The sequence below is a fragment of the Gordonia sp. LMA167 genome (assembly GCF_058130025.1).
On the sequence record NZ_CM176708.1, the window covers coordinates 3,746,850 to 3,768,399 of the forward strand.

The window sequence follows — 21,550 nt, forward strand, 5'->3', positions numbered from 1 at the left end:
CGGCGCCCGCGGATACGACTATTCCGCGGCCGAGTGACTCAGCTGTTCCCATTCGTCGACGAGGCTGGAGTCGATCTCGCGGACCATGGTGCCCACCCGTTCGGTGATGTCCACCACCTCGGGCGTGCTGACGGCGTTGGGGAGTCCTTGTCGCAGAACCCGGTAGCAATCCGACAGGTAACGCAGGACCACGCCCTCGCTGCGTGCCAGCCCGTACGCGGAGATCAGCTCGTTGAAGGTCATCGACCGTTCCAGCATCTCGCGCAGCACCGACTTCGGGGAGGGTGGATAGGAACCGACCCAGGGGTGTCCGCGCCGATACACGCCGAAGGCGAAGTCGATCTCGTCGGCCAGCGGTCGCGGCCAGGTGATCTCCTCGAGGCGCGCCATCCGCTCCTCGTACTCGATGCCGTCGAGTTTCATCTCCGCGATGGCGGCATCCCGGGCGGCCTTGCGCTGGGCGAAAAGCAGTGGCCGTGGATCCTCCAGGGTCGATTCCAGGATGGAGACCACGTCGAGTGCATACGACGACGACGCGGGGTCGAGGATCTCGAAGGCGGCGATCGCGAAGGACGACAGCGGGTTGGTCAGCGCGAAGTTCTCCGGCATGTCCACCGACAGGGCGACATTGCGACCGTGGTCGTCCGGGGCGTCGAGTTGCACGACGATTCCTGATTCCCGCAGACCGCGGTAGAGCTCGATGGTGTGCCGGATGTGCCGGAGCTGCCGATTGCGCGGTTCGTGGTTGTCCTCGAGAAGATGGCGGATCGCGGCAAAGCAGTCGCCCGGCCGTGACAGCACCTCCATGAGGACCGCGGTGGTCATCCGGAAATGCGAGCGCAGCGGCTCGTCGGGTGCGTCCACGAGTTGGGTGAACGTCTTCTCACCCCACGACACAAACCCTTCCGGCGGCTTCTTGCGCACGAGCTTGCGGAGCTTCTTCGCGTCGTCACCCGCCTTCGCGACCGCTCGTGCGTTCTCGACGTCGTGCTCCGGCGCCTGTACGACGACGTAGCCGACGGTGTCGAATCCGGCACGTCCCGCTCTTCCGGCGATCTGGTGGAACTCCCGGGCGCGCAGTCGACGGACCCGGGTGCCGTCGTATTTGCTCAAGCCGGCGAACAGGACCGTGCGAATGGGCACGTTGATACCGACGCCGAGGGTGTCGGTGCCCGCGATCACCTTCAACAGACCCTGCTGTGCGAGCCGCTCCACGAGGCGCCGATAGCGGGGAAGCATGCCGGCGTGGTGGACGCCGATCCCGGCCCGCAGCAGCTTCGACAGGGTGGAGCCGAAACCGGTCTGGAAGCGGAAATCGCCGATGGCGTCTGCGATCGCGGCCCGTTCGGCCTTGTCCGCGATCTTGACCGACATCAAGGCCTGCGCCCGCTCGACCGCGGCCGCCTGGGTGAAATGCACCACATAGATCGGTGCACGCCCGACGGCGACCAACTCCTCGATCGTCTCGTGGATCGGCGTCATCGCGTAGCTGTGTTCGAGCGGAACGGGACGCTGGGTCCCGGTCACCGCGACCGTGAGCCGGTCGGTGCGGCGCCGCAGATCGTCGACGAAGAACGTGGTGTCACCGAGCGTGGCGGACATGAGCAGGAACTGGGTGTGCGGCAACTCGATCAGGGGCACCTGCCAGGCCCAGCCGCGGTCGGGTTCGCCGTAGAAGTGGAACTCGTCGGCGATGAGGGTGCCGATGTCGCTGAGCGCGCCGTCGCGCAGAGCGAGGTTCGCGACGATCTCGGCCGTGGCGCAGATGATCGGGGCATCGGCATTGACGGCCGCGTCGCCGGTGAGCAGCCCGACCGACTCGGCGCCGAACGTCCCGCACAATTCGAAGAACTTCTCGCTGACCAGTGCCTTGATGGGGGCGGTGTAGTACGCCCGTTCAGCTCGGCAGCGCGCGAAATAGATGGCACCGGCCGCCACCAGGGACTTTCCCGACCCGGTCGGGGTCGCCAAGATCACGTTGTTGCCGGCGATGAGTTCCAGGAGAGACTCCTCCTGATGCGGGTACAGCTCGATACCACGCTCATTCCACCAGGTGGTGAAGTTCTCGAAGGCGGTGTCCTCATCGGCGACCGGCGCCAGGTGAGCCGCGACGGTGTCGCTCAGATCGGCGATGGGGGACCGCCTGCATCCTCGTCGCCGTCCTCGCGGACCTGTTCGGCGAGGAACCGCTCGAGTTCGGCGCCGAGTTCGTCGCCGGTGGGCAGATCGGCCTCGGCGGCCAGCAGCGACGCCCGCTCGGCCTGTGCCTCGGTGAACGTGTCGTACTGGCTCTCGAGCGCCGCCACGACGGACTCGATCTCGGCGTTGCCGGAGACCTCCTTGTCGACCTGCTCACGGACCTTGGCCGCGGCGTTCTCCAACGCGGCGACCGGTATCGCCAGCCCGGTCAGCTCACCCACCGCGCCCAGCAACCGTGCCGACGCCGCCGGATAGTCGGTCTGGGAAAGGTAGTGCGGCACATGGACGGACAAGCCGGCGGCACGATAGTCATGCTCGCTCATCCGCAGTTCCAGCAGCATCGAGGCGCTGGCGGGCAACTTCATCGCCGAGCCCCACCGGGGCAGGTCGCCGAGCCGGTCGGGGTCGCTGCCGTGCGCGGTGATCGACGCCGGGCGGGTGTGCGGCACGGCCATCGGGATCGAGTTGAGGCCGATGACATCGGTGACCCCGAAACGCTCGACGAGCCGGCGCACGGCCTCCACGAACTGTTCCCAACGCAGGTCCGGTTCCGCACCGGCGAGCAGCAGGAACGGCCGACCCGCCGTGTCACGGATCGCATGCATGGTCAGCGTGGGCATCTCGACGTCGGTGAACTTGTTCCCGTCGAAGCTGACGGTCGGCCGACGCGACCGGTAGTCGATCAGTTCATCGGTGGCGAACGTCGCGACGAGTTCGGAGTCGAGTGCGTCGCGCAGGTGGCGAGCCGCCAGCGAGACGGCGTGGCCGGCGTCGGCGAATCCGTCGAGTGCATGGAGCAGCACCGGGCCGGTGCCCTCGTCGTTCGAGACCTGCGGTGCAGGAAACTCCAACGAGTACAGCGCGCTGTGCTCAGCGGACTGGTCGTCCATGAGTCGTGCCTCCTCGTGTCGTGTATGTCGATTCTCTCGCATCTATGGCATGCAGGGCCAATTTCGGTAGGCGATGCGGCTTTCACCCGGCACAACAACCTGGCGGCGGTGTCGATTCCCCGTCGTCGACGCAGCAATCGACGTAGCGGGGGATCGGCGGACGCGGGGTGTCGGCGGGTCGCCTCGGCGCCATCGGTGGCACAGTAGTGCGTTGTGACCGGATCAGTATGCCGTGGGGTGGGGTTGGTGCTGAGCTCTGCGCTCGTGGTCGCGGTGTCGCTCCTGACGCTCGGATGCTCGGTCGACGGGCAGGCGGAGGCCGGTGGCGGTGATCTGTCGTCCCGGGCGGTCGCCCCGTCGGAGTTCCCGACCGGAACGGCGACCCGGGTCCCACAGCCGGCGGTACCCGCGGCACTCGCAGACCTGACCGGCCGACCACTACACGGTGTCGTGAGCCCGGCGGAGTGCACTCCCACCGCGGTACCGTCGGCCGGCGCCGTCATCCTGGTCGGGCCGGATCCGTCCGACTCAGCGGCCACCTTCACCTCTGCGGTGGTCCACGCGGACGACGAACTCGACGATGTCACCGACCTGGCACGTCGTTGCCCGCACGTGACCTCGGGGTCCGCACCGACCGCGACGTCGGCGGTGTCCACCCAGGTGATCCCGCCGCCGCAGCAGGGATCGGTGACGACGGCCGCGCTGCGCCGACAGTCGTCGACGGGTGGGACGGGCCCGTCGGCGCTGACGACGGGCACCACGACGCTGATGGCCCAACGTGGCGGGGTGCGGGTGATCGTCGAGTACCGCCATCAGGGCGCCGGCGCGATGTCTGCCACTGCCGCCGTACATCTGAACGCACTGTTCGAGTCGGCGGTCGAGTCGGCGTTCGGCTGACCACGAGTCGGGTCGGGCGCACCGTCGGACCCGTTCGGTCCCGACATCGGCCCAGCGTGTTCTGTGGATGCTGTGCCAACTGGGGACAACCCGTGCCCGTAACCGCCGAATCGGTCGCGGGAGCGGCGGCGGGGGAGGGCCGGGGTTCCAGGATGTCGGCATGTCTGCATCCCACCGCACCCGTTCCCTGTCCCAGTCCGCACTGCTGACCGCTGTGCCGGGCCTCCTCGGCTTCGTCCCGGATCACTCGCTGATCGTGCTCGCATTCGGCGACGATCCGCGGGTGGTACAGACGGCCATGCGGCATGACCTGGTCCTCGACGACGCCGGTGAACTGGTGGCTGCGCTGAGGGGCGTGCTGACCGGACTTGCCGACGTGTGTGTCCGCAATGACGTTCAGGCGGTCATCCTGGTGATCGCCGACGACCGCTATCCGGTGGGTGACGAGCGTTACCGGCGAATCTGCACCGTCGCGGACGGTCTGTTCTCGACGGTGGGTGGCGTGGCGGCCGGCTTCGTCGTCGGCGAGTTCGTCGAGGGCGCTCGCTGGCAGCGCGTCTGGGACCCGCGGCCATCGGCGCGCGCGAGGGAGCGGGGTCGGCGTGCGGTGGTCCCGATCGCTCCGTCGGCCTCGACTCGCGGCCGCATCGGCGATCCCCACGCCAGCCCGACGGCATTGGCCAAGGCGCTGCAGACCGGGCGGCGGGTACTCGGGCAGCGTTCGGACATGGCGGCGATGCTGACACCCCTCCCGCACTGTGTGGGGCCGCATGCGGTCGAGTCGGACCCGCCCGGCGCGCAGGAGACGGTTCTCGACGACGGCGTACTGCTGCGGCGGGTCATCGGGCAGATCATCGCCCAGGGCCCACCGGGCCGGTCCGCCGAACCGGCGACGCTCGACTGCCCGACGGTCAGCATGCTCGGTGTGGCACTCACCCGCATCCCGGTTCGTGACGCCGCACTGGCCTTCGCGGTCACCGATCTGCGACACGCGGCGGAGGCGTTGTGGCGTGAGCTCACGCGGCGGCTGACCGGCTCGCAGCGTGCGAGTGCGGCGACGATGCTGGCGCATCTGCACTACCTCAACGGGGAGGGCGGGTACGCCGGTGTCGCACTCGACTGCGCGCTCGCCGCCGACCCGCACTGGTCGTTGGCGAACCTGCTCGACCAGGCGCTGCAGGGTGGCATCCCACCACATCTGCTGCATCAGACGATCGCCGACAGTTACGACGTGGCAAGCACTCTGGGGGTGCCGCTACCGGCTCCGAGCACCGATCGCGAGGTGGGGTGATCCGCCCTCAGACCTTTTCCACGAACACCGAATGGGCCATGTCCCCGGTCAGTTCGAGACCGTCGTGGCCGGGAGAGTTCACCAGCGCCTTACCGGGGCTGACCGTCACCGTCACACGGGCGTTGGGCACCACACCGGCCTCGCGGAGCTCACTGATCAGGCCTGTATCGGCCTGGGCGTGCTCGGACAGCCGCCGGATGATGACCACCAGCGGATCCCCCTGGGGAAGATCGGACAAACGGGTGGCGCCGTCGGTCAGCGGGGCCTGCGAGGCGCCGAGCTGATCGAGCCCGGGGATGGGGTTGCCGTACGGCGAGGTGGTGGGATTGTCGAGAACCGCCAACAGGCGTCGCTCGACGTTCTCACTCATCACGTGCTCCCAGCGACAGGCCTCCTCGTGGACCTGGTCCCACGGCATGCCGATGACGTCCACCAGCAGCCGTTCGGCCAGCCGATGCTTGCGCATGACCGCCACCGCCAGTTCACGGCCCTTCTCGGTCAGCTCCAGGTGTCGGTCGCCGGCCACGTGGAGCAGGCCGTCGCGTTCCATGCGCGCCACCGTCTGCGACACCGTCGGACCACTCTGCTCCAACCGCTCGGCAATACGTGCGCGCAACGGGACGATGCCCTCTTCTTCGAGATCGTAGATCGTCCGCAAGTACATCTCGGTGGTGTCAACAAGATCGTTCACGGTGCGCAGTCCCTTCGTCTGAACCAAGGGTACCTTGACCTGGTCGGTCACCACCGTCCCGCGTGTCGCGGCGGACCCGGCCCCCGGGCGGGGTCCGGCGGTGCCGGCGAACCTCATCGGTCGAGGTGTCGAGGCACTAGCCTGAGGACGTGACGCGGAGCACGAGCGACGAAGCGGCGGCGGTTATCTGGAGTGAGGACTTCCTGTCCTACAAGTGGGCGCACACCCACCCGATGAATCCGGTCCGGCTGGCCTTGACCATGACGCTGGCGCAGAGTCTGGGCGTCCTCGAGGGTGTCGACGATCGGCCGCCACTCGACATCGACGACTCGGCGTTGACCGTGGTGCATTCCACCGACTACATCGACGCCGTCCGTGCGGTCGGGTCCGGCACGGCGTCGCTGTCGGGCCCGCTGCTCGAGCGGCTGTTCGGGCTCGGCGACGCGGACAACCCGGTTTTCGACGGCATGCACGAGGCCGCCAGGCTGTTGGTGGGCGGCACACTGGCAGCCGCCCAGGCGGTGGGGTCCGGCGCGGTGCGGCGCGCGGTGAACATCGGTGGCGGGATGCACCATGCGATGAAGGCCAGGGCGGCCGGCTTCTGTATCTACAACGATTGTGCGATCGCCATCCGGTGGCTCCTCGACAACGGATTCGACCGAATCGCCTACGTGGACATCGATGCCCATCACGGCGACGGCGTGCAAGTCGAATTCGCCTCGGACCCAAGGGTTCTGACGGTATCCCTGCATCAACACCCGGCCACGCTGTGGCCGGGGACGGGTTGGCCGACCGAGGTCGGGGACGGTGACGCCGAGGGCACCGCGGTGAATGTCGCACTGATGCCGGACGTTTCCGATCGCCTCTGGTTGCGGGCGTTCCACGCCGTCGTGCCGTCGGTGCTCGAACGGTTCCGGCCACAGATCCTGGTCAGCCAGTGTGGCGTGGACAGCCACCGGGCCGATCCGCTCACCGATCTCGCGCTCACCGTCGACGGTCAGCGGGCGGCCATGCAGGCGATGCGCGGCTTCGCCGACGCGTACTGCGACGGCCGCTGGATCGCGGTCGGTGGCGGGGGATACGGCGTCGTCAATGTGGTGCCCCGCAGTTGGTCGCATCTGCTTGCGGTGGTCCTCGATCGCGACGTCGACGTGGACACGAGGATAGACGACTCCTGGTGTGCCACCGCCGAACAGATCGCGGAGAGCGTGCACTCCGACTATTCGCAGCCGCCGGTCGGCGTGATGGGCGACGGGGGAGACGTCGACTATGTGCCGTGGGACGGCGACACCGGCCAGGACCCGCCGGAGGGGATCAGTGGGGCGGCGCAACGTCAGACCGACCGGGCCATCCTGGCCACCCGTCGAGCGGTATACCCCTTGCACGGCCTTGATCCGGAGGATCCTCGTGACTGAGCAGAATCAGACCGACTCCCTCGCCGACGACCGCGAGCAGCCGAACGGCTCCCCGGCCGATCCGGCGCCGACCGAGCAGCCGCCCCAACGGGATCCCTGGGATTATCCGCGGCACTGGATCGCCGACGTCCTCGCCTCCGACGGCGGCGTGGTGCATCTGCGCCCGATCGTCCCCGACGATGCGGAGCGGGTGGTCCGGTTCCATGCCGGACTCTCCGAACGGACGAGATACATGCGCTACTTCGGTCCGACACCCACCCTCCCGCCGCGCGAGGTGGCCCGCATGACCACCGTCGACTACCAGAAGCGGGTGGCGCTGGTGGCCGTACTGGGTGGCGAGCTCATCGCGATCGGCCTCTATGAAGGTCTCGGCTTCGACGGCAAGCCGGAGTCGGCCGAGGTGGCCTTCGTCGTGGCCGACGACCATCAGGGCCGTGGGCTCGGGCCGATTCTGCTCGAACATCTCGCCGGTGCGGCCGCGGAGAACGGCTTCACCCGGTTCGAGGCGGAGGTCCTCAGTGAGAACCCGAACATGGTCGCGGTGTTCCGTGACGCCGGCTACCAGCTGTCACGCAGTTTCGACGGCAGCACAGTGCATGTCGAGTTCCTGATCGACCCGACCGAGGCGTTGCTGTCGGTACGCAACGGCCGAGAGCGCGCGTCGGAGGCCAGAAGTGTGGCCAATCTGCTTCGGCCGACGTCGGTGGCCGTGATCGGCGCGTCCACCGATCCCAAGAAGGTCGGCAACGCGCTGCTGGCCAACATCATCGCCGGTGGATTCACCGGCCCGGTCTTCCCCGTGAACGGCCCGGGCCCGACCGCCGACGAACTGACCGACGCAGCGGCCGCCACCGCTCCCGCAGGCCCGACGCACCGACGGACCCCGGCGCCGCAGCGACGCGGCCACGCACGGCCGCCATCGGTGCGGGGTATCCGTGCCTACCCGACGGTCCGCGACATCCCGGACCCGGTCGATCTCGCCGTCGTCGCGGTCCCGGCGGCCACCGTCGACGAGGTACTGGACGACTGCCTGGTCAAAGGGGTCCGCACCCTGGTGGTGGTGTCGTCCGGGTTCGGGGAGAGCGGAGAGGCCGGGCTCGAGAGTGAGCGGCGGCTCGTCGAGCAGGTGCGCGAACACGGCATGCGCCTGGTCGGCCCGAATGCTCTCGGTGTGGCGAACAACGGTCCGGAGGTGGCTCTCAACGCGACGTTGGCGCCACGGATTCCCGCCGCCGGTCGGGTCGGCTTCTTCTGCCAGTCCGGCGCGCTGGGTATCGCGATCCTCGACACCGCCGCCCGCAGGCAGATCGGTTTGTCCACGTTCGTGTCGGCGGGCAATCGTGCCGACGTCTCCGGCAACGATCTCCTGCAGTACTGGGACAGCGACACCGAGACCGATGTGGTCCTGCTCTACCTGGAGAGCTTCGGAAATCCGCGCAAGTTCTCCCGGATCGCGCGCCGGGTGTCGCGGTCGAAGCCGATTGTCGCGGTGAAATCGGGCAAGGGGGCGATGACCGCTGCCCGGGCCGCGCGGACGTCGGCCGCCAATCTCGACGACCAGATCGCGCAGATGGTGCTCGAGCAGGCGGGAGTGATCCAGGTGCACACCATTTCCGAACTGTTCGACTGCGCGACGATCTTCGCCTACCAACCGGTGCCGCGCGGCCCCCGGACCCGGATCATCGGGAACTCTTCGGTACTGGGCAGTCTGGCGGCCGATACGGCCCGGGCCGGCGGCCTCGAGGTCACCGACTCCATCGATCTGGGCGCCGGTGCCACCGAGGACGCGTTCGAATCGGCGGTGACCGAGGCGATGAGCGATCCGGCTGTGGATGCGGTGCTGGTGGTGTTCGTCCCGCCGGTCGCGGTGGACGCCGACTGGCACGCACGCGCGTTGATGGCGGCGGCCAACACTCCCTCGGCCGACGGACCCAAACCGATCGTGACGACCTTCCTGGCCGTCGAGGGTATTCCACCCGGGTTGATGAAACCCGGCCCGAACGGGTTGCCGGAGGCGGGCTCGATCCCGTCCTATGGCAGCCCGGAACGAGCCGCCAACGCGCTGGCACGGGCCTGGCAGTACGCGCGGTGGCGCATGCGTCCCGAATCGGAGATCCATCGTCCCGGCGGCACCGATCCGGAAGCGGCGCGGATGTTCGTGCGCGAGACCATGGCCGGTCTCGACGACGATCGGGTCGAGACGACCGGCCACACACTCGGCCCGGTCGACTCGGCGACCCTGCTCGCCTGGTACGGCATCACCGTCGTTCCGTTCCGCGAGGCAGGCACGATGCACGAGGCGTCGGCTGCAGGGCATGACCTCGGGTTCCCGGTGGCGGTGAAGGCGACGTCGGAAACCTGGCGCGGCCGACTCGACCGCGAAGGCGCGCGCCTCGATCTCCCCGATGCGACCGCCGTGGTCACCGCGTTCTCAGAACTCCAGGCGCTGACCGGCGACGACCTGCTGCACGTGCAGAAGATGGCGCCGAAGGGAATCGGCACCATGATCCGGGTGCGCGACGACCCGTCGTTCGGCTCCCTGATCTCGTTCGGATTGTCCGGACGGACCTTCGACCTGCTCAGCGACCACGGGTATCGGGCGATCCCGCTGTCCCCGCTCGACGCCGAGGAACTGATCGACGAACCGCGGTCGGCGCCGCTGCTCGCGGGGTACGCGGGGGAGCCACCGGTGCGCCGGGACGCACTGATCGACCTGCTGCTCCGGATCTCGACGCTCGTCGACGACCTCCCGGAGGTCCGGGAGGTGCACCTTGACCCGATTCTGGCGTCACCTGCCGGTGCCGCTGTGCTCACCGCGGTGATACGCGTCGGTCCGGTGCCCACACGTGCGGACACCGGACCGAGGCGGTTGAGTTAGCGGGGCATCGTCGGCGCCCCGAGCGCGGTTCAGCTGGCGTAGGCGCGGAGCCGTTCGGCGCGCTCGCCCTGACGGAGCTTGCCCATCACCTCGCGCTCGATCTGTCGGACGCGTTCGCGCGAGAGCCCGAACATCCGGCCGATCTGGTCCAGGGTGCGGGGCTGGCCGTCGTCGAGGCCGTAGCGCATCCGGATCACCTGCTGTTCGCGCTCGTCGAGCGTCGCGAGGACCGAACGGATGTCGGAGTGCAGGAGTCCCGCGATCACCGCGTTCTCGGCCGAGGTGGCCTCGGCATCCTCGATGAAGTCGCCCAGCGGTGCCTCTTCGTCGCTGCCCACGGGCATGTCCAGGCTCACCGGGTCCCGGCTGTGGTCGAGGAGATCGGCGATCTTCTCGGCCGGAATCCCGGATTCGTTGGCCAGCTCGTCGTCGGTGGCCTCGCGGCCGAGCTGCTGATGCAGCTCACGCTTGATCCGGGCCAGCTTGTTGACCTGCTCCACGAGGTGGACGGGCAGACGGATCGTACGGCTCTGATCCGCCATGCCGCGGGTGATCGCCTGCCGGATCCACCAGGTCGCGTAGGTGGAGAACTTGAAGCCCTTGGCATAGTCGAACTTCTCCATCGCACGTATCAGGCCGAGGTTGCCCTCCTGGATGAGATCCAGCAGGGGCATGCCGCGACCCGTGTAGCGCTTGGCGAGCGACACGACCAGGCGGAGATTGGCCTCCAGTAGGTGAGCGCGAGCGGCCTCACCTTCACGCACGATGACCGCGAGGTCGCGCTTGCGCGTCGCGGACAGTCGCTTGCGCGTCTCCAGGACGTGCTTGGCGTAGAGCCCGGCCTCGATCTGTTTGGCCAGTTCGACTTCCTGCTCGGCGTTGAGCAGAGCGGTACGGCCGATGCCGTTGAGATAGACGCGCACCAGGTCGGCAGCCGGGGACTGAGCATCGAGATCCTGCTCCGTCATCGCAGGGCGGATGGTGGCTGTGGCGGGATCGTCGGCGTATCCAGTCGTCGTGGTCGGGCGTGAAACTGTCGAGCGTGACATTCGGCCTCCTGACTTGAGTGCGTTCACCCGGTTCAACGCCGACGGCGGGACGAAAGTTCCCCGGCACCATGGAGGGCACCGGGGATGTCGAAGGTGCTGACCTGCAGGTTTCGCCGTCGATCCGCCCCGCTACATGAGAAGTTGCTGAGAGTGTTCCTCAGTGGGAATCGCGGTTGCGGTCGGTCCCCGCGTCCGGTGGCGAATCGACGACCTCCGAGTCGACCGATCGGCCCGGTGCGTTCAGCGAGGGCGGGCCGACGACCGAGTGATCGGCGCCGTACTTGTAATGCGGGACCTCACCGCGTTTGCGGGGTGGACGATCATTGGCGATCAGCACCGCGATCCAGGGGATCGGGATGGAGGCGGCCACGATGGCCAGCGCCAACAGACCGGAACCGGTCGAGCTGTAGACGATGCCGGCGATGACGAGCGCCGGGACGCGAAAAGCCATCAGCGTCAAATATTTGCGCACCCGCGCCCGCTGCTGGTCGTCCAGGGCCTGCTGCGCATCGGTGATCAGGAACGCGTCCCCGTCGTGGCCACCGCCGTGACCATGATGGGCCGCCGCGCCTGACGCGCCGGCACCACCGCGCGTCCCGGATCCGTTGCCAGCCATATGTCCCACTGTTCCACTTTCCTGAAGGGAATGCACCGTCGACCCCGTGTCGAGATCGACCTGAGCGCGTTCCGGAGACCCACCGGATCACCGGTGGACATCGGCTGGCCGTCGTCCACCCTTGTGGCGCACAATGGTTCCCATGGGAACGCAGACCATCGATCGCCCGGATCTCGACGAGCGCACCGACGTCGACGAACGGCCGGACGCCGACGCCACCGACCGGGGCGACGACGACCGGCCAAAATTCTTCCATTACGTGAAGAAGGACAAGATCGCCGAGAGTGCCGTGATGGGCAGTCACGTCGTCGCGTTGTGTGGCGAGACATTTCCGGTGACCCGCTCGGCCAAGCCCGGTTCGCCGGTGTGCCCGAAGTGCAAGAAGATCTACCAGCGGATGCGCAAGAGCTGATCGCCGCCGCTCAGGCGGTGGGTTCGTCCTGCGATGATCGCCCGCGCGATGCGTCGGTGGGGCGTGGCCGTCGGATCGGCCCGGTGGACAGTCGATCGGGTAGGGCTTTGAGCTGACCGGTGATGTCCGACGTCTGTGAGGAGACCCAGTCGCGCATCTGCACCGACACGGCGGGCTTGGCCGGCCAGAGCGACTGCACGGCGGCGTTGAACTCGGCGCCCAGCACTATGGCGAAGCCCAGGAAGAACGTGAACAGCAGGAACGCGATCGGCGTCGCCAGAGCGCCGTAGGTGTAGCCGGCACGGGTGATCTCGGTGAGGTAGATCCGGAGGATGTAGCTGGCGACCCAGAAGAAGATGCCGGCGACGACCGCTCCGCCGACCAGTCGGTGCCAGGGCAGCGGATTGGGCAGCGCCAGGTGATACAGCGTGGTCAGCACGAACAACAGCAGAGCGGCGACGAACGGGAAGTACCCGTAGTCGATCAGGTTCGTCACGATCGGATCCCACGAGTCCGGGACGATCTCGTGCAGGTAGTTGGGTCCCAGGGCCACCAACGGCAGTACGAACACCGCCGCGACCAGGAATCCGATGTAGAGGAACAGTGCGAAGAATCTCTGCCACACCGGATTTCGGACCTGGTGCTGGTCGTGCGCACGGACTATCGAGGCGACGAAGCACGAGACCGCCGAGGAACCGGCCCACAGCGATATGAGGAAGCCGGCCGAGATGACGACGACTCGTCCGCGGCCGAGCACATTGTCCAGGGTCGGTTTGATGATCTCACTGACGACGTTCTCGGAGAACGTGTGGTTCGCGAATGCCAGGATGCGCTCGTAGATGACCTCGACCGTGTCCGGCCCGAACCAGCCGGCGACGTAGCCGACGCTGCCGAGCATCCCCAGCAGCAGGGGTGGCAGTGAGAGAGCCTGCCAGAACGCGGCTTGAGCCGCCCATCCGACGATGCCGTCATCCCACGCCTTGACGATCGTGCGCCACACCAGCCGGTGCAGATTGGGCAACACGGGCGGCCCGGCGGTCCGCGGCGGGTCATGCGCCGGGTCGTCGACACCGGGTGCCGCCGCCTCATGGTCGGTGGTGCCGACGCGCTCGGTCTCGGTGGCAGCGGCCGGCGCGGGCGCGGCCGGCCGGGCGCGCTGCGAGGTGAGCGGTGTGGTGGGTTGGGCAGTCGTGGGTAGCGCTCCGTCGATATCGGGTATCGGTGGTGTGCTCGCGGGGCGACGCCGGCCACGCTTGGTCTCGGTCGCCACCGGACGGGGATGTGCGGCACCGGCCGGCGACGGGGCGTCGTCGGTGATCGGTACTGGGTTCCGGTTTCGACTGCTGATTTCTCTAGCATCCCTGATCGCACCGCGAAACGGGTCAACCGGTCCCGACACGGCGCGGTTTATCGTCCCGGCAACCGTGGTCGACGGACTGCGCGTCGGACGAGAGTGTCCTCACCCGCCCCGGTAGCATGGCTCGGGTCCCCTCGGGCGGTGGTCGCATCCGCGAGGGGATGTTTCATGTCCCACCAGCGGACTCCGATCGCACAACAGGTGTCAGGAGCAGTGCAGAAGTGACTTCAGCAGCCGATGGCCCAGCAGCCCCGGACGTTGGCATCCCGGCAGGACCGCCGCTGCGCGCGTGGCAGCGGCGGGCGCTGACCAAGTACCTGACCCGTCGTCCGGTCGACTTCATGGCGGTCGCCACCCCCGGGGCAGGCAAGACGACCTTCGGTCTGCGTGTCGCTCGTGAACTGCTCGACGACCGGACGGTCGAACAGATCACTGTCGTCACCCCGACCGAACACCTCAAGCATCAGTGGGCCGAGGCGGCAGCGCGCGTCGGCATCGCTCTGGATTCACGCTTCAGCAACTCGACCGGCCAGACCAGTTCGGACTATCAGGGTGTCGCCCTGACCTATGCCCAGGTCGCCGCTCACCCGTTCCGTCACCGGGTGCGGACCGAGAATCGGCGGACGCTGGTGATCCTCGACGAGATCCACCACGGCGGCGACGCCAAGTCGTGGGGTGAGGCGATCCGCGAGGCGTTCTCCGATGCGACCCGGCGCCTGTTGCTCACCGGTACCCCGTTCCGGTCCGACGATTCCCCGATCCCGTTCGTCACCTACGACGAAGAAGCGGGAGGAGTGCTCCGGTCGAAGGCCGACCACAGCTACGGCTACGCCGATGCCCTGGCCGACGGCGTCGTGCGGCCGGTCATGTTCCTCGCCTACAGCGGTCAGGCCAGTTGGCGGACCAGCGCGGGCGAGGAGTTCACCGCACGACTCGGTGAGCCCCTGTCGGCCGAGCACACCGCCCGCGCCTGGCGGACAGCCCTCGATCCACACGGCGACTGGATTCCGTCGGTCCTCGAGGCGGCGAGTACCCGGTTGCGGCAGTTGCGGTCCGGCGGGATACCGGATGCCGGTGGCCTGGTGATCGCGACCGACCAGACCGTCGCGCGTGACTACGCCGAACTGTTGACCGCCATCACCGGCAAGCCGACCACACTGGTGCTCTCCGACGACCCCAAATCCTCGTCGCGTATCGCGGAGTTCGCGGCGTCCGACGACGAATGGATGGTCGCGGTCCGGATGGTGTCCGAAGGCGTGGATGTGCCGCGTCTCGCCGTCGGTGTGTATGCGACGAGTTCATCGACACCGCTGTTCTTCGCGCAGGCCATCGGCCGATTCGTGCGGTCTCGACGTCCGGGGGAGTCCGCGAGTGTCTTCCTGCCGTCGGTGCCGGTGTTGCTCGACCTGGCCAGCCAGATGGAGGCCGAACGCGACCATGTGCTGGGCAAACCTCATCGGGAGAGTGACGGGCTCGACGACGCCCTGCTGATCGACGCCAACAAGCAGAAGGACGAACCAGGCGAGGACGAAAAGTCGTTCCAATCGCTGCACGCGGATGCCGAACTCGACCAGCTGATCTTCGACGGTGCGTCCTACGGCACCGCCACCTTCTCCGGGAGCGAAGAGGAATCCGACTATCTCGGCCTGCCCGGCCTGCTCGACGCCGAGCAGGTTCGTGAACTGCTACGGAAACGACAGGCCGAGCAGGTGGAGCACCGGACCGAGGCACACCGGTCGTCCGCGACGGGCACCGACTCCGCCGGAGCAGGGGCTGTCACGCCCGCGACGGTGCGCCCGACCGGAGAGAATCTGCATGCGTTGCGCAAGGAACTGAACACGCTCGTGGCGATGCATCACCACCGCACGGGTAAGCCGCACGGCATGGTGCACAACGAGCTGCGACAACGCCTCGGCGGTCCGCCGACCGCGCTGGCGACGGCCGATCAGCTGCGGGAGCGGATCGACGCGTTGCGCACCTGGCGCTGATCGGTGACACACCACTGGCGCGCACCCGCCATGCAACCGCGCACATAGCGACATGCGCGGTTGCGTGCCCTGTGCGCGGATGTCGGGCTCACCCCACGCGGCATCCGATATGACGAAACGACCCGACCGGGTGATCCGGCCGGGTCGTTTCGTGGCACTGGGTCCTGAACCAGGACGCCAGCGAATTCAGACCAGTTCGCTCTCCGACTCAACGACTGCGGACAGCTCCACGAGCTTGGCCTCGTGCTCGTTGAAGTGGTGACGGCAGAAGAGAAGTTCTCCGCCCGCGGGCAGCATTGCCCGTACCTTTGCGGCCGCGCCGCAGCGATCGCAGCGGTCGGCGGCGGTGAGCGGCATGGAGATCGGGGTTGTGGTGGCGGTGTCTGACATGATTCCTCCGTCCCGGTCCGGCGGTGGCACTCGTCGGCCGTTCGCCTTTCCCTTCGTGAGCCGACACATCGGTCTGATGCGTCACCCTCACCCTTTCAGACGTTTGGGGGTTTCGTATTGTTCCGCGCGTCCGCCGGGTGTGTCGTCACTCACCGTTAACACGGTAGGCAACGGTGGCAACACGCTCTCAATGGGGGTTTACCTACAGTGCGACCCAGGTCATATCCGACGTGGCGTGAACGCTGCGACGATCAACCCACCGGCGTGGTGGCCGGCTGTGCGGATTGACCCTGTTGCGCCTCGCGTACCCGGCTGACCGCATCCGAGGACTCGTTCTCCCGATCGCGCAGGTACTCGCGCAGCGAGTAGGCGAACGCGGCCACCCACGCTGCGACGATGGTCGAGTAGATCACTGTCTGTGCCCAACCCGGGACATCGACCAGATCGCTGCGCAGCAGCGTCCGAGTGTTGGTCAGGATGATCAGACCGCCGACCGACGCGCCGAGCAGGCGGGGTGGGACATGGCGCACGAGCCATGCGGCGATCGGGGCGGCGACGACGCCGCCGACGAGAATCGCACCGACCCACGCGAAGTTGATGCCCTGTGAGCCGAGACTGAACAGGAAGCCCAGGCTTGCGGCGACCGCGATGATGAACTCGCTGGTGTCGATGGAACCGATCACCTTGCGCGGTTCCAGGCGTCCGCTCGCGAGTATGGCGGGGGTACCGACCGGACCCCATCCGCCGCCGCCGGTGGCGTCGACGAATCCGGCGATCAGCCCCAAGGGCGACAGGAACCGCTTGCGCAGCGGCTTTCCGAGGTGTTGGCGCGGGATGCCCTGCAGGGTGAAGCGGGTGAGGATGTAGATGCCCAGGAGTAGCAGGATGATGGCCATGAGCGGAGCGGCGGCCTCGGTCGACAGATTCGACAGCAGCGTCGCGCCCAGGAACGCGCCGACCGCGCCGGGTAGGGCGATGCGACGGACCACTTTCCAGTCCACATTGCCGAACCGCCAGTGCGAGATCCCGGACACGAGTGTGGTGCCGATCTCGGCGAGATGAACAGTGGCCGAGGCGGCGGCCGGGTTGCTGCCGATGGCCAGCAGCAGGGTGGTTGTGGTCACGCCGTAGGCCATGCCGAGGCTGCCGTCGACGAGTTGGGCGGCGAGACCGACAAGGCCGATCAGGACGATGGTTCGCATGGTGGGAGGACTTTCCGATCACGGTGGTGGCGACGTGGGCAGGCACGCACGCGCCGGCCGGGTCGTCGTCACATCGAGATCGAACCGTAGCGCGTGGTCGAGGTCGCGCCGCGGCTATCAGACGATCAGTCGATGGGGCCGCGGCGCCGTGGACACAGCATCGACGCAACACGGAGGAGGTCGACAGCTCGTCGGGACACCAGCATGCCGAGAATCGTAGATGGGGTCGGGCGCAAGCCCCGCATCCGCACACTGTGTGCAATCCGGCGGAGCGCAACTGTTGACAATTGTGGAGATGCGTGGTTTCTCACACGGGTGAACGCGGCAGGCCACACCTCAGGCATAGACCAGGACGATTCGGCACCCCTGCTCGTCCATTTGTGTACCCAGGCCGAATGGGATTCGGCCCGACGGGCCGGTCATCGAGAACCGCCCTCGCTCGCGGAGTCCGGCTTTGTCCACCTGTCCACCCCACAGCAGGTCCATCTACCGGCGAACCGGCTGTACGCCGGACGCGAGGATCTGGTGGTTCTCGTCGTGGACCGCGCACGTCTCTCGGCGCCGCTGCGCTGGGAACCCGGCGTCCCCACGGATCCGGACAGCATGCGTTTCCCACACCTCTACGGTGCGCTGCCGACCTCGGCGGTGGTCGACTGTCGTCCGTACCGGCCCGACGATGCCGGCACCTTCGTCGCACTGACGATCTGACCGGCGCGCCACGCACCGGCCAGATCGTAACGAGGGTCGGTCTCGGAGGGTCAGTCCAGGTAGTCGCGCAGCACCTGCGAGCGCGACGGGTGCCGGAGCTTCGACATCGTCTTCGACTCGATCTGGCGGATACGTTCGCGGGTGACGCCGTAGACCTGCCCGATCTCGTCGAGCGTGCGCGGCTGGCCATCGGTGAGTCCGAACCGGAGACGGACCACGCCGGCTTCGCGCTCGGACAACGTCTCGAGCACCGACTGCAGCTGATCCTGCAGCAGCGTGAAGCTGACCGCGTCGACCGCGACCACGGCCTCGGAGTCCTCGATGAAGTCGCCGAGCTGGCTGTCGCCTTCGTCGCCGATGGTCTGATCCAGGGAGATCGGCTCACGCGCGTACTGCTGGATCTCCAGCACCTTTTCCGGCGTGATGTCCATCTCCTTGGCGAGCTCCTCAGGCGTCGGCTCGCGGCCGAGGTCCTGGAGCAACTCGCGTTGGATACGACCGAGCTTGTTGATGACCTCGACCATGTGCACCGGGATGCGGATGGTGCGGGCCTGGTCGGCCATCGCGCGGGTGATCGCCTGACGGATCCACCACGTGGCATACGTCGAGAACTTGTAGCCCTTGGTGTAGTCGAACTTCTCGACCGCACGGATGAGGCCCAGGTTCCCTTCCTGGATGAGATCGAGGAACGCCATGCCGCGACCGGTATAGCGCTTCGCCAGCGACACCACGAGGCGGAGGTTCGCTTCGAGCAGGTGGTTCTTCGCGCGGTTACCGTCCCGCGAGATCCAGTTGAGGTCGCGCTTGGACGCGGTGCTGAGCTTCTCGCCGGACTCCACGATGCGGCGCAGACGTTCGGTGGCGAACAGCCCCGCCTCGATCCGCTTGGCCAGCTCGACCTCTTCTTCGGCGTTGAGGAGGGCGACCTTGCCGATCTGCTTCAGATAGGCCCGCACCGAGTCCGCGGAGGCGGTGAGTTCGGCGTCCTTACGAGCCTGCCGCAGGGCCTCCGATTCCTCTTCGTCCCAGACGAAGTCGCCGCTGGTCTTCTCTTTCGGCTCGTCCTTGACCTTGGCCTCGGCGGGTTTGGCGACCACGGTCACGGGGCCGGCCTCGGCTGCATCGGTTTCGGTGTCGTCGTCGGAGTCCTCGGCGTCGTCATCATCATCATCGTCGACGGCCAGGTCTTCGTCGTCGATCTCCACATCCTCATCGAGTTCGGTATCGGGAACGTCGATGTCGTCGATCGAACCGGCGTCGTCGAGATCCTCGGCGGACTCGACACCATCCGCGTCCTCGGCGCTCGATGCCTTCTTGGCGCCACGTTTGGCGGGGCCTGCCTTCTTGGCGGCCTTCTTCGCGGGGGCCTTGCGGGCCGTCGCCTTCTTGGCGGCCTTCTTGGCGGTCCGTTTGGCCGGTGCCGTCTCCGTGGCGGTGGTCGCGTCCGTCGATTCGTCGACGTCGGCCTGGTGGGTCTGGGTGGCTGCCACGTACAACCTTTCGGAACTGACTCGTGAAACTCGCACGGCGGCATACGCCGACGTGGCTCAGGGCTTGATTTCTCGGTGTGTGATGACCGGTGTGGACCATTGTAACGACATCGCGTGGCCTGATGTGGCAAAGGCCAGGTCAGGAACCTCTCGTCGCCACCCAGATACCCAGGGTGGAGCCATCATGCACGCAGGCCGACATCCACCGCCATCGCGGCACCGACGATACCCGCGGTGTTCTGCAACGTTGCCGGGACGACGGGCGTCTTGTTGGTCAGATAGGGCACCCACTTGTCGGCCTTGCGGCTGATACCACCGCCGACGATGAAGACCTTCGGCCAGAACAGCACCTCGTAGGCCTCCAGCACCCGTGACAGCTTCCCCGCCCACTTCTCGTAGGACCAGCCCTTGTCTTCTTTGACCTTCGACGACGCGCGGTGTTCGGCCTCCTTGCCGTCCACGATCATGTGGCCCAGCTCGGTGTTCGGCACCAAGGTCCCGTTGATCAGGATCGCCGAGCCGATCCCGGTCCCGAGCGTGAGCAACATGACGACACCGTCGACGTCGGCACCGCCGCCGTAACGGTCCTCGGCCATCCCGGCGGCGTCCGCGTCATTGAGCACCGACACACCTCGGCCACCAAGATGCGAGCTGAACAGCTCGTACACGTCGGTGCCGATCCAGCTCTTGTCGATGTTGGCCGCCGTCCGCATGATGCCGTCGGTGACCACGCCGGGCAGTGTCACGCCGACCGGCCCCTCCCATCCGAAGTGTCCGACGACCTCGGCCACGCCGTCGGCCACCGCCTCCGGCGTCGAGGGTTGCGGTGTGAGCACCTTGAAACGATCACCGACGAGCAGCCCGGTCTCGAGGTCGACGATCCCGCCCTTGATCCCGGACCCGCCGACGTCGACACCCAGCGCGAGATTCGTCCCGGTGGAGTCCGTTGCGCTGTCCGCTGCCTCGGCCTCGGTCGTCTCGGAGTCGGTCATGTCGGCGTCCTCTCTGGTCCTGCCCGCGGGAACTGCTGTGGTCTAAGGCTATCCAGCCGATGCTCCCGCTGCTGTGGTCGACACCAAGTCGTCATCGGTGGGCAGCCGGCGTTCACCTGTCCCGCGCCCACTCGACGGGAGCCGACGACGGTGTGTTGACATAGGCACGTGACGGATGATGTGGACTTCGGAGAACTCGAACGTGTCGCGATCGAGGTGGCGCTCAGTGCCGCGGCCCACGTCCGGGCGCGCCGGCCCGAGCTGTTCGGTCCGCGACCGGGGCACGACCCGGAGGCGGTTCGCCGCGACGAGCACTCGGCGGATGATCCGGCGTCGTCGGCTGCGGTGAGCACGAAGTCCACGCCCACCGATCCGGTCACCCTCGCCGACACCGAGACCGAGCAACTGATCCGCTCGGCACTGCGAACGCGCCGGCCCGGTGACGAGATCCTGGGGGAGGAGTCCGGAGGATCGGTCGACGTCCCGCACGGGGTGAGGTGGGTCGTCGATCCGATCGACGGCACCGTCAACTTCATGTACGGCATCCCGGCCTACGCGGTGTCCGTGGCGGCCCAGGTGGACGGCCGGTCCGTCGCCGGGGCGGTGGTCGATGTCGCGCGTGAGATCACGTATTCCGCGGCACTGGGTGCCGGCGCGCATCTGGACGCGGGTGGCGGTCGCATCGGATTGTCGTGCAATCCGATCGAACGGCTGGAGCTGGCCCTGGTGGCCACCGGTTTCTCCTATGACGCCCGGCGACGGGCCGAGCAGGGCCGGATGGTGGCCGCGATGCTGCCGCGTGTCCGCGACATCCGTCGCATCGGTGCCGCCGCGCTCGATCTGTGCATGGTGGCCAGTGGGGCGGTGGACGCACATTTCGAGCACGGACTCAGTCCATGGGATTGGGCTGCCGGTGGGCTGATAGCAGCCGAGGCGGGCGCGGTCGTGCACACACCACCGCCGGAGTCGCGGTCCTCGGACGGGCACGTGACGATCGCGTGTGCACCGGCGATCGCGGACGCTTTCGTCGAGATGCTCGACGACCTCGGCGCACGGCGCCGGCTGGGTGCCGCCTGAGCGGCAGA

Annotated in this window: 18 protein-coding genes; 8 read left to right on the forward strand and 10 right to left on the reverse strand. The window is 67.6% G+C overall.

Translation table 11 applies throughout. The features are described 5' to 3' along the window. Positions 1–18: 18 nt before the first annotated feature. Positions 19–2,124 carry a DEAD/DEAH box helicase gene (locus tag ACVT6V_RS17070; protein ID WP_489900854.1) on the reverse strand — a complete coding sequence of 702 codons (2,106 nt, stop codon included), beginning with the start codon at positions 2,122–2,124 and terminating at the stop codon, positions 19–21. Next, the gene (locus ACVT6V_RS17075; protein ID WP_489894795.1) at positions 2,121–3,089 is read right to left on the reverse strand and encodes a PAC2 family protein; all 969 of its coding nucleotides are present in this window, start codon (positions 3,087–3,089) and stop codon (positions 2,121–2,123) included. The genes ACVT6V_RS17070 and ACVT6V_RS17075 overlap by 4 nt, the downstream gene beginning before the upstream one ends. Positions 3,090–3,335: 246 nt before the next feature. Here ACVT6V_RS17075 and ACVT6V_RS17080 point away from each other — a divergent pair, with 246 nt between their 5' ends. Next, complete coding sequence (locus tag ACVT6V_RS17080) at positions 3,336–3,986, forward strand: hypothetical protein (RefSeq protein ID WP_489894797.1); 651 nt, start codon at positions 3,336–3,338, stop codon at positions 3,984–3,986. Between the two features lie 160 nt (positions 3,987–4,146). After that, a complete protein-coding gene (locus ACVT6V_RS17085; protein ID WP_489894798.1) occupies positions 4,147–5,277 on the forward strand; it encodes a DUF4192 domain-containing protein in 1,131 nt (376 codons plus the stop codon). Between the two features lie 7 nt (positions 5,278–5,284). Here ACVT6V_RS17085 and ACVT6V_RS17090 read toward each other — a convergent pair whose 3' ends face one another. Next, positions 5,285–5,968 (reverse strand): iron-dependent transcriptional repressor DtxR, encoded by a 684-nt coding sequence (locus tag ACVT6V_RS17090; RefSeq protein ID WP_489894800.1) that lies wholly within the window; start codon positions 5,966–5,968, stop codon positions 5,285–5,287. A 149-nt stretch (positions 5,969–6,117) separates the two neighbouring features. On the opposite strand from ACVT6V_RS17090, the gene ACVT6V_RS17095 reads away from it, so the two are divergent. Together ACVT6V_RS17095 and ACVT6V_RS17100 are read left to right on the forward strand one after the other, a co-directional pair. Beyond that, positions 6,118–7,383: an acetoin utilization protein AcuC gene (locus ACVT6V_RS17095; protein WP_489894802.1), complete on the forward strand. Its 1,266-nt coding sequence runs from the start codon at positions 6,118–6,120 to the stop codon at positions 7,381–7,383. Beyond that, on the forward strand, positions 7,376–10,261 hold the full coding sequence (locus tag ACVT6V_RS17100) for a bifunctional acetate--CoA ligase family protein/GNAT family N-acetyltransferase (RefSeq protein ID WP_489894804.1): 2,886 nt from the start codon (positions 7,376–7,378) through the stop codon (positions 10,259–10,261). The genes ACVT6V_RS17095 and ACVT6V_RS17100 overlap by 8 nt, the downstream gene beginning before the upstream one ends. Before the next feature lie 29 nt (positions 10,262–10,290). On the opposite strand, the gene ACVT6V_RS17105 is transcribed toward ACVT6V_RS17100, so the two are convergent. Then, on the reverse strand, positions 10,291–11,310 hold the full coding sequence (locus tag ACVT6V_RS17105; RefSeq protein ID WP_489894806.1) for a sigma-70 family RNA polymerase sigma factor: 1,020 nt from the start codon (positions 11,308–11,310) through the stop codon (positions 10,291–10,293). Between the two features lie 157 nt (positions 11,311–11,467). Then, a complete protein-coding gene (locus tag ACVT6V_RS17110) occupies positions 11,468–11,926 on the reverse strand; it encodes a DUF3099 domain-containing protein (protein ID WP_489894808.1) in 459 nt (152 codons plus the stop codon). A 142-nt stretch (positions 11,927–12,068) separates the two neighbouring features. Here ACVT6V_RS17110 and ACVT6V_RS17115 point away from each other — a divergent pair, with 142 nt between their 5' ends. After that, positions 12,069–12,338: a DUF3039 domain-containing protein gene (locus tag ACVT6V_RS17115; RefSeq protein ID WP_489894810.1), complete on the forward strand. Its 270-nt coding sequence runs from the start codon at positions 12,069–12,071 to the stop codon at positions 12,336–12,338. Between the two features lie 10 nt (positions 12,339–12,348). Here the strand turns inward: ACVT6V_RS17115 and ACVT6V_RS17120 are convergent, their stop codons facing one another. After that, entirely contained in the window at positions 12,349–13,548 is a 1,200-nt protein-coding gene (locus ACVT6V_RS17120) for a YihY/virulence factor BrkB family protein (RefSeq protein WP_489900856.1), read from the reverse strand. Between the two features lie 368 nt (positions 13,549–13,916). Between ACVT6V_RS17120 and ACVT6V_RS17125 the strand changes: the two genes are divergently transcribed. Beyond that, the gene (locus tag ACVT6V_RS17125) at positions 13,917–15,683 is read left to right on the forward strand and encodes a DEAD/DEAH box helicase (RefSeq protein WP_489894811.1); all 1,767 of its coding nucleotides are present in this window, start codon (positions 13,917–13,919) and stop codon (positions 15,681–15,683) included. A 186-nt stretch (positions 15,684–15,869) separates the two neighbouring features. Here the strand turns inward: ACVT6V_RS17125 and ACVT6V_RS17130 are convergent, their stop codons facing one another. Together ACVT6V_RS17130 and ACVT6V_RS17135 are read right to left on the reverse strand one after the other, a co-directional pair. Beyond that, a complete protein-coding gene (locus ACVT6V_RS17130; protein ID WP_489894813.1) occupies positions 15,870–16,073 on the reverse strand; it encodes a DUF7455 domain-containing protein in 204 nt (67 codons plus the stop codon). A 251-nt stretch (positions 16,074–16,324) separates the two neighbouring features. Beyond that, positions 16,325–17,275 carry a sulfite exporter TauE/SafE family protein gene (locus tag ACVT6V_RS17135; RefSeq protein WP_489894815.1) on the reverse strand — a complete coding sequence of 317 codons (951 nt, stop codon included), beginning with the start codon at positions 17,273–17,275 and terminating at the stop codon, positions 16,325–16,327. Between the two features lie 315 nt (positions 17,276–17,590). Here ACVT6V_RS17135 and ACVT6V_RS17140 point away from each other — a divergent pair, with 315 nt between their 5' ends. Beyond that, positions 17,591–17,983 (forward strand): DUF952 domain-containing protein, encoded by a 393-nt coding sequence (locus tag ACVT6V_RS17140; protein WP_489894817.1) that lies wholly within the window; start codon positions 17,591–17,593, stop codon positions 17,981–17,983. Between the two features lie 50 nt (positions 17,984–18,033). On the opposite strand, the gene ACVT6V_RS17145 is transcribed toward ACVT6V_RS17140, so the two are convergent. Together ACVT6V_RS17145 and ppgK are read right to left on the reverse strand one after the other, a co-directional pair. After that, positions 18,034–19,473, reverse strand: coding sequence for an RNA polymerase sigma factor (locus tag ACVT6V_RS17145; protein WP_489894819.1), 1,440 nt, complete (start codon positions 19,471–19,473; stop codon positions 18,034–18,036). A 182-nt stretch (positions 19,474–19,655) separates the two neighbouring features. Then, positions 19,656–20,465, reverse strand: a complete 810-nt coding sequence (gene ppgK / locus ACVT6V_RS17150; protein WP_489894821.1) for a polyphosphate--glucose phosphotransferase — start codon at positions 20,463–20,465, stop codon at positions 19,656–19,658. A 168-nt stretch (positions 20,466–20,633) separates the two neighbouring features. Here ppgK and ACVT6V_RS17155 point away from each other — a divergent pair, with 168 nt between their 5' ends. Next, positions 20,634–21,542: an inositol monophosphatase family protein gene (locus ACVT6V_RS17155; RefSeq protein ID WP_489894823.1), complete on the forward strand. Its 909-nt coding sequence runs from the start codon at positions 20,634–20,636 to the stop codon at positions 21,540–21,542. The last annotated feature ends 8 nt before the right edge of the window (positions 21,543–21,550 follow it).

Bases quoted from the DNA above. Each gene is read 5' to 3' on its own strand.
- ACVT6V_RS17105 (WP_489894806.1), bottom strand. From the start codon at position 11,310: ATGTCACGCTCGACAGTTTCACGCCCGACCACGACGACTGGATACGCC.
- ACVT6V_RS17075 (WP_489894795.1), bottom strand. From the start codon at position 3,089: ATGGACGACCAGTCCGCTGAGCACAGCGCGCTGTACTCGTTGGAGTTT.
- ACVT6V_RS17130 (WP_489894813.1), bottom strand. From the start codon at position 16,073: ATGTCAGACACCGCCACCACAACCCCGATCTCCATGCCGCTCACCGCC.
- ACVT6V_RS17085 (WP_489894798.1), top strand. From the start codon at position 4,147: ATGTCTGCATCCCACCGCACCCGTTCCCTGTCCCAGTCCGCACTGCTG.
- ACVT6V_RS17110 (WP_489894808.1), bottom strand. From the start codon at position 11,926: ATGGCTGGCAACGGATCCGGGACGCGCGGTGGTGCCGGCGCGTCAGGC.
- ACVT6V_RS17115 (WP_489894810.1), top strand. From the start codon at position 12,069: ATGGGAACGCAGACCATCGATCGCCCGGATCTCGACGAGCGCACCGAC.
- ppgK (WP_489894821.1), bottom strand. From the start codon at position 20,465: ATGACCGACTCCGAGACGACCGAGGCCGAGGCAGCGGACAGCGCAACG.
- ACVT6V_RS17135 (WP_489894815.1), bottom strand. From the start codon at position 17,275: ATGCGAACCATCGTCCTGATCGGCCTTGTCGGTCTCGCCGCCCAACTC.